The organism is Psychrobacter sp. 1U2 (assembly GCF_051847575.1).
The window spans coordinates 1-1,267 of the sequence record NZ_JBPYDC010000282.1 but is presented as its reverse complement, the minus strand read 5'-3'; the positions used below and the strand labels follow the sequence as shown (position 1 = coordinate 1,267).

At 43.6% G+C, this 1,267-nt stretch carries 1 protein-coding gene and 1 pseudogene; both read left to right on the top strand.

The window, feature by feature from the left end; translation table 11 throughout:
- Positions 1 to 108: 108 nt before the first annotated feature.
- Positions 109 to 702, top strand: coding sequence for a recombination mediator RecR (gene recR, locus ACS8FD_RS15180; protein ID WP_299189394.1), 594 nt, complete (start codon positions 109 to 111; stop codon positions 700 to 702).
- A 178-nt stretch (positions 703 to 880) separates the two neighbouring features.
- Positions 881 to 1,267, top strand: a pseudogene (locus ACS8FD_RS15175) (hypothetical protein); the annotation flags it as partial.

Below are 1,267 nucleotides of genomic sequence, written 5' to 3'. Positions count from 1 at the left end.
AGTCTTAATTTGCGGTAAATACTGCATATTGAAGACAACAATGGGGTTGTTATCCACCGGATACGACCCCATTTTTATATCTACGGTTTATAGATAAAGGATGCAGATTTGCTTACAGCCAAATTTGATCAGCTGGTTAAACAGCTGCGTATTTTACCAGGTGTTGGTCAAAAAAGTGCTCAGCGTATGGCACTCCACCTCCTTACCAAAAAACGTCCACAAGGGATGGCGCTTGCCCAAGCACTTGATGAGGCAATGCGTGATATTGTTGAGTGTCAGCGTTGTCATAGCTTTAGTGATGATGCGGTTTGTCCACTGTGCCAAGATCCAAGACGTGATGATGGGTTGTTATGTGTGGTCGAAACCGCCGCTGACGTCATGGCCATTGAGCAAACAGCGGGTTACCGTGGACGTTATTTTGTTTTAGGTGGGCATCTGTCACCGATTGATGGTATTAGCGCTGATGATTTAAACATTGACCAGCTGGTATGGCGCGTTAAACAAGAGCAGGTTGAGGAGCTTATATTGGCAACAGGTACCACTGTTGAAGGTCAGACAACGGCACACTTTATCAGCGAAGCGGTGAGTCGTCATGTCAATAAAGTCACTCGTTTGGCACAAGGCGTACCCATAGGCGGTGAGCTCGAATATTTAGATAGTATGACATTGGGACAGGCACTACAAAATCGCTCCTTTTTATAATATAAACAAAAGCTATATGTTTTAGTCTCGTAAATAATGGCTTTAAACTTGACGCTGTCATACGAAACGCTCCAAAACATGAACGCTAATTTGTTATAATTTTCTTTTATTGTCTCTAGGCGCTATTAATAGCGCTCTTTTTTCTTCTATTCTCTTCTATCTAAGCAGGTATCTGCCCGTGTCTGATCTAAGCTCTTTTGATGTAAGCGCTCAAACCAATTTATCTCAAGTTGATTTTTCGCAAGATGATTTGTCTCAAGACGATGTTTTGCAACCCGATGCAAAAGAAGGCGTTGACGGTGGTCAAACATATGCAGCTACTAATGTGGTAGACATGCCTGCCGAGCCGGATATTGACGCGTTGCTAGACATAGCAGATGAAGCATCTGTCACTTGGGTACGTGAGCAAGCGCAATTGGACGAGGTTATCAAGGCCTTGGAAGTTTGCGGGCGGGTAGCGTTAGATACTGAATTTATCAAGCGTGACACTTACTATCCACGTCTTGCTTTAGTGCAGCTTAATACTGGCGATCACATTTATTTATTAGATGCCCCGCAACTGCAA